4 protein-coding genes are annotated in these 7,298 nt (G+C 42.2%); 1 reads left to right on the forward strand and 3 read right to left on the reverse strand.

Going from position 1 to position 7,298, the window contains the following annotated elements; all coding sequences use genetic code 11:
• On the reverse strand, positions 1-2,711 hold a 2,711-nt coding region (locus QZY09_RS04780; RefSeq protein WP_295668859.1), incomplete at its 3' end, for a PAS domain S-box protein.
• A gap of 281 nt (positions 2,712-2,992) precedes the next feature.
• On the opposite strand from QZY09_RS04780, the gene QZY09_RS04785 reads away from it, so the two are divergent.
• Positions 2,993-4,279, forward strand: coding sequence for a citrate synthase (locus QZY09_RS04785; RefSeq protein WP_295668862.1), 1,287 nt, complete (start codon positions 2,993-2,995; stop codon positions 4,277-4,279).
• 217 nt (positions 4,280-4,496) lie between these two features.
• Here the strand turns inward: QZY09_RS04785 and QZY09_RS04790 are convergent, their stop codons facing one another.
• Positions 4,497-5,606 (reverse strand): SusE domain-containing protein, encoded by a 1,110-nt coding sequence (locus tag QZY09_RS04790; protein WP_295668866.1) that lies wholly within the window; start codon positions 5,604-5,606, stop codon positions 4,497-4,499.
• Between the two features lie 55 nt (positions 5,607-5,661).
• A partial coding sequence (locus QZY09_RS04795; protein WP_367119166.1) for a RagB/SusD family nutrient uptake outer membrane protein occupies positions 5,662-7,298 on the reverse strand: 1,637 nt, incomplete at its 5' end.

Below are 7,298 nucleotides of genomic sequence, written 5' to 3' on the forward strand. Positions count from 1 at the left end.
GTCCCCCCATAATCTGCATCCGAGTTTTGGGTTTCCTGCTCAAACGGGTCAAAAATAATATGCAGGTTTTCGGGGGCAATACCGATCCCTGTATCCGTTATTATAAAGTTGATTTTAGCCGAATTTCCTGTTTGCATTTGCTGGTCGAGCCTGATTATAACTTTGCCGTAATGTGTAAATTTAATGGCATTGCTCACCAGGTTATTCAGTACCTGTCCTAACCTTACCTGGTCGCCTATTAGCAGGGCGGGGATATCATCGTCGATAGTCAATTCTATATCGAGATTCTTCTCCGTCGCTTTTGCATAAAACGATTTTTTTATTCTTTGCGTAAGGTGGTGAACACTAAACGGAATTTTGTTTAATTCCAATTTCCCGGCCTCAATTTTATTGTAATCAAGAATATCATTGATAATAGCCAACAGGTTTTCTCCTGAAAACTTAAGGATGTTCAGGTATTCCAATTGATCAGGCTTTGGGTCTTCACATAATAATAAGTTGGTTGTGCCGATCACCGCGTTCATTGGCGTCCTGATCTCATGACTCATCGTAGACAGGAACTCCGACTTAAATTGGGATGATTTTTCGGCCTGTTCTTTCGCCGTGATCAATTCCAGCGTTTTTTTCTGCCGCTCAGTTATATCTTCGCCAATGCCGGTTACTTCCTTAATCTGGCCGTTCTCGTCATAGCTTATCGTGTTTTGCCAGCTTATAACGCGTTGTTCGCCATTACGGCAAATTACTGAATTGATGTTTTGAGGTTTAAATGAGTCGTTTTCAAATAATTCCGATGTGTTATTTCTTGAGTTCTCCGGAACAAAATGATTGATCCAGTTTAAACCCAATATTTCAGTTTGCAAGTAGCCCAGCATTTCTGCGGCATATTTATTACAAAAGATGACATCGCCATTGCTATCTACTGATACTGTAGGTAACTTAATAGTCTCTAATACCAACTTGTATTTGTTCTCGGTACGCTGCGATTCTAGTTCAGCCAGTTTGCGGTCTGTAATATCCTGTAACGTGCCGATTACTTTGCGTAGTACCCCGTCCTCGCGCTTAATTAGCTTCCCCACGATGATGCTTAGATACTTGATATTGCCATTTGGCGTAATGATCCGGTATTCGTAAGAGGTATTCGTTATTTTAGAAAGATCCTTTAAATGTTGTTTCAGGACATGCCTGTCATTAGGATGGGCATATTTAGTTAATAATTTAATGAAGTTTTGTGCAGCGATCGATGCCGGATCCAGTTCAAAGATATTGTTGATCTCGTCAGACCATGTGAGCTTATTCATTGTCACATCCCATTTCCAGTTGCCGATTTTTGCAATGGTTTGCGCTTCCTCAAGTTCGGCCTGGCTTACTTTTATTTTCTTTTCGGCTATTTTTGTTTCCGTAATATCCTGCAATACACCAAAACTACGTTTGGGCCTGCCATCTTCATGAGTAATAAGCTTTCCTTTTAAAGCCCTGAAGTATTTTAAATTTCCGTTGGGAGTTATCAACCGGTATTCAAACTGGCTTTCATAGGTTTCTTTCAGGTTCGAAAAATACCGGTAAGCCTTATCCCGGTCATCAGGGTGAATCAGGCTGATGTAATATTCGTATTTGCTTATATCTTCCGGGATATTGTCAATTTCGAGGATATTATACAAGCTTTTTGACCAATAGGTCTCTTTGGTCGAGTGATCATATGACCAGTTCCCGGTTTTTGCAATCGCTTGTGCCTCAAGCAGCAATGCCTCTTTTTCTTTTAACTCGTCGGCGTATTTTTTTTGTTCCGAAATGTCAGTTACCGATGCAGAGATCCTGAATGTATAATTGCCGGCGGGATCAAAAACAGGAGCGAGACGAGCTACAAACCAGCGGCCGGAGCCAAAATCAGAATTAAATTCAATGGTTATCTGCCGCCTGGTTTTGATTACCTGTTCTAAGGCGTCATCATATTTTTTTGCTTTGTCGTACCCGAAAACATCCGCCAGTTTTTTTCCGGTAAATATTGCCGGATCAATGATCCTGTCGTCAGTTTTACGAAACCAGGTATTCAAACAAATCTTGTTTTCATCAAATTCAAAAATAATTTCGTTTAGCGAGTTGATGAGTGAATTCAGGTTGTTACGCTTACTCCTCAGTATTTCATCATTCATCATTAGCGATTTATTCAATTCTACCACATGGTTTACAGCCTTGTTAAATTTAAGATTGTAAGCCTTCATTACTAAAAACGAAACATATGCTATTAATGTAAAGGTGAGCAGCAGCACAACCAATACCACCACCGAGATATTTAATTGCGCCGCCGTAAAGTATGCAACGAGGGTGGCAAACAGGTTGAGGATGCAAATAGTAACAAATTCCCATCGTTTTTTACAAAACAACGTGAGCGCTATAAATATGGTGATAGAACTAAAAAGGTAAACATGGCTAAAGCCGTTTCTGCTTAATAAAATACAGTTGTTTATTGCCAAAAATGATAGTATAGCCGCATACTGGCTAAATTTTGCGAAATATTTGCCCGGGTAAAATGAAAGCCCTAAAGCGATGATGCACAAGGCAGCGTTTACTGACCGTAACCAAATAGGGTCATACGACTTGTAAAGACATAAATAATGAAGCGCAGGATTGGCAATAAGCAACCCGACCAGCAATAGCCGGTAAATGGTGTTATCGTTTTGTAATATGAACAACAACTTGCTTTTAAACGACATACTTATTCAGCTCTTAAAAAATTATTAATTTGTTAAACCAAAATTGTTTGAATTTTGCCGGTTTCTAAAAATGGAAACTTGCCGCAAAAAATAGCGAAAACAATAATATATCAATCATGCACAGGTGGTTTCCCACCTTTATATCGGCTGCAATTAAAGGGTAGTTTTGATATTGTTGCTTATGAGAAATATCACAACTAAAATTTTACAAATTGTAGCTTTTATAACCGGGCATTAATACGCAGATTTATTTACATTTGTTGCAGATTAATAATATTCCTATGTCGGAGAGTGCACAATTAAAAATTGGCGATAAAACGTATGACCTGCCCGTTATTGAGGGTACAGAAGGTGAAAAAGCGATTGATATTTCAAAATTAAGAGACCAGACAGGGTATGTTACCCTTGATATCGGTTACAAAAACACCGGGGCGACAAAAAGTGCCATCACTTTTTTGGATGGCGAGCTTGGCATACTTAAATACCGCGGGTATCCTATTGAACAACTTGCCGGAAAATCAAGTTTTATTGAGGTGGCCTACCTGCTGATTTATGGCGAGTTGCCTACTGAAAAGCAATTGAAAGATTTTCAGTATGAAATAAGCCGGTATACCCTCGTGCACGAGGACATGAAGAAGTTTTTTGACGGGTTCCCTTCAAAAGCGCATCCCATGGGACAGCTGTCGTCGCTGGTGTGTGCATTGTCTGCCTTTTATCCGGAATCGCTCAAATCGCATCAATCAGAGGCTGAGCTTCATTTGAGTATTATCAAAATGCTTGCTAAAATGGCCACTATAGTATCCTGGATATATAAAAAATCATTAGGTCATCCATACATTTATCCGCAGAACAAATACGATTACGTGACCAATTTTTTGTATATGACCTTTGGACAACGTACCGAAGAGATTGAAATTGATCCGGTTGTGGTGAGTGCAATGAATACATTGCTGATATTACATGCCGACCATGAACAGAATTGTTCTACGTCAACGGTGCGGATTGTTGGTTCGTCTGAATCGAATCTCTATGCATCGGTATCAGCCGGTATTTCGGCATTGTGGGGGCCGTTGCATGGGGGGGCGAACCAGGAAGTGATAGAGATGCTTGAAAAAATTAAAGCTGATGGCGGTAATACCGATAAATGGATTGCCAAGGCAAAAGATAAAAACGATCCTTTCCGCCTGATGGGCTTCGGTCACCGGGTTTATAAAAATTTCGACCCGAGGGCAAAGATCATTAAAAAAGCCTGCGACGATATCCTTGAAAAATTAGGCATTGACGATGAAGTATTGGATATAGCCAAAAAACTGGAAGAGGTGGCTTTAAAGGACCCTTATTTTGTTGAACGGAAATTGTACCCTAACGTCGATTTCTACTCAGGTATTATATACAGGGCGCTTGGCTTCCCTACAGATATGTTTACCGTATTGTTTGCCCTTGGCCGTTTACCGGGCTGGATAGCGCAATGGAAAGAAATGAAGGACAATAAAGAGCCGATCGGCCGCCCTCGCCAGATCTATGTTGGTGCTACCAACAGGGATTATGTGGAGATAGGGAACAGGTAGTTGATGGTTCATAGTTCATAGTAGGAGTGGCGTAGAAAAAGTTGAATTGCCATTTATATTGAGCATAAGAGTTGAAAAAATCCGGAGTCATTAAGGCTCCGGATTTCTTTTTGCTATAATATTCATCATTCAATTTAGTCAGCTGAAAGTGGCATTAAAAAAGCCCGCTGGTTTTCACCAGGCGGGCTTTCAAATCAATCAACTCTGTATGTTACTCCTATTGTTTTGTAAGCGTATAAGTAGTGGTTACAAGTGCAGGTGAGCCAAATGCTGTTGCCGGAGCATTAAAGGTTACCACGTAATTACCACTGGAAGCAATAGATATGTTATCATTGCTTGTGTTATTTAATGTTAGCGGTACGCCGGCTCCTGCCGAGCCTGCTTTTGGAATACCCCAGCTGTTGCTCCAGTCATCATTACGCCTTACTTTAAATGATCCTGTTGACACCAAAGCTGTTGTAGCAACCCAGTTTCCGTTTCCATCATTTACGTACTTCATCGGTACGTCTGTACCCCATCCCTGGGCCGCATCACCTATAATGCTATAGAAATCTGCGAGAGCAAATGAAACTGTATTGGCGTTTAAATCCACTGTTACAATGTACCAGCCGGCTGCAGTTGGCGCATTAAGGTTATTTGAGGCGTTATAAGTAATCGTAGTGCTTGGCGTTGAGTTGCCGGTAGTTGCGTATTTATTATTCCAGTTTTTAGCGGGCAATACCAAAAATTGGTTGTTGCCGTCAGTGAAATTAACGATGCCCGTATAAACACCATTACCTGTAACAGATATCAGGCTATCCTCTTGCGGGCCTGGGTTTTGCCATCCAAAGGAAGCTCCTGTTATATACAGCCATGATGTTAAATTAAATGGCGTAACACTAAGTGCAAGCACATTTGAGTATACAGGTGCAACGCCTGATGAAATTGAATGCATGATGCGCACGTTAACGGTTGATGCTACACCAGCAGGTAAATTAAGCTTTAATACAAGGTTGTTAAAGTCTACTGTTGAATAGCCTTGTGAAGATACCTTATTGCCTAAAGTTACCGATGTTGGCTTTGCCCAGTTATCACCAGCTGCATCAATCTGCAATGTGTTGGTTACAGCGGCACTGAAGCCATAATCAGCGGATGTAAAGCTGAATTTGATTACCTTCGAAGTGTCGGTTAACTTGGTTTTGTCCAACATTAGAGTTGTTGACGATGCCGTTAGGCTTCCCGCCTTTCCTCCGTTTGAAGTTACCAGCGTTCCGTCCTTTTTACAGGCTGATAGCATTAGCAGTCCGATGCTGCTTAATGCGATGAATTTGCTTAGAACTTTTTTCATGTTAATATTTTTTACTTTAATTAAAACGTAAATACGATCTATTAGTTCCCGGCAATTAATAGCCCGGGTTTTGTTTTAAGTTTGGATTTGCTGACCTGTCCTGATCAGGAATAGGGTACAGGTTGCGATAATCGGCAACGCCTGCGCCGGTTTTTACACCACCCTTAAATGGCCAAACTGAACGTGAATCTGATGTTACCGCGGTGAAGATACCGTAACGGATCAAATCTGTGCGGCGGAAGCCTTCCCAGAATAATTCACGACCTCTTTCATCAAGGATAAAGCTAAGGGTTAACTGGCCCGATGTGATATCGCCAGCTGGGCCGCCGTATGCCCTTTCGCGGATCTTGTTAACATAGGCTAGTGCTAAACCTGAAGTTCCGTTAGTGCCGCCGCGTAAAACTGCTTCAGCATAATTCAGGTAAACTTCAGATAAGCGGATAACAGGTTCGTCAACATCTGAAAAATTTGAGCTTGAACCTTGTGCGCCGGTACTGGTAACGTTTCTCCACTTGGTTACGCCATAACCATCTTTAAAGTTGGTTACGTCATTGATCGCAAGATTTTGGCCCTGTGTCCAGAATTCAGCACGGGCATCGGGGTTGCCGTTATTAGGGAACGCAGTGCTGGTGTTAGCAGGAAAAAGGTTAACCAGGTTGCTGGTAGTACGTACACCGCCCCAGCCACCGCCGATACCGAAATCAACTGATGGCATCGAGCCGCCAACCGGTGCGTGGGTCATAAAGGTTGTACCACCGTATCCTTGCGTATTAGCGCCATCATACTCAATGGTGAGTATGTTTTCGCTAGTGTTCAGGTTGTTATCAGCCAGGAACAAGTTATCATATTTAGGGATCAGCGCGTAACCTGCGCTGATAGCTTTGCTGGCATAAGTGATCGCGTCATTATATCTGGCAGTGCCGGTATAAACCTGCGCATTTAAATAGATGCGGGATAATAAGGCCCAAACGGCGCCCTGGTCAGCACGGCCATATTGATTTTTCATCGGGGCCACCATCAAAGGATCTATAGCTTTCAGCTCACCTTCAACATAGGCAAACAGCGCAGTGCGGGTTGTTTGTGGCGGAACGATAGAGCCTACAGCGTTAGCATCTGTTACAAATGGCGGCTGGGCAAAAAGGTCCATCAATACTGAGTATTGGTAAGCTCTTAAAAAACGGGCCTCTGCACGTAAATAACGGATGTTGGTAGCATCAGTACCGGAAATTCCGTGGCTTGCCAGGTTTGCATCGCTGGTTTGGCGGATAAAATCGTTTGCCAGCGTGATCTGGTACATACTGCGATAGTATAAACCGGTGATGATTAAGTTAGATGAAGACCAGCTCATCTGGTGAAAGTCAGGTACGCCCGGGTCACCCCATGCTATAACTGCTTCATCAGTTGGCAGCTCCTGAGCGTACCAAAGCAGGCGGAAAAAATCAGAAGTACCTTCGTCGATCCCTGCGATGTCACCTGCTCCTGCAGGGCCTGAATTACCGGTTAGCGCGAATGCTCCGTAAACTTTTGCGGCAGCTTCAACGATGCTTTTTGGGTCACTGTAAACCTGCTGCGAAGATACCTGGTAGTTTGGTGTAAGAATCTTATTCTTATCACACGAAATCAGTCCGCCCGTTAAAATGGCGAGGACTAATAAGATTTTGAATGAATTCCTTTTCATATATATTTCTTTAA

Origin of the sequence: uncultured Mucilaginibacter sp., from assembly GCF_903913935.1 — a bacterium.
In the GTDB taxonomy this organism is placed as follows: domain Bacteria; phylum Bacteroidota; class Bacteroidia; order Sphingobacteriales; family Sphingobacteriaceae; genus Mucilaginibacter.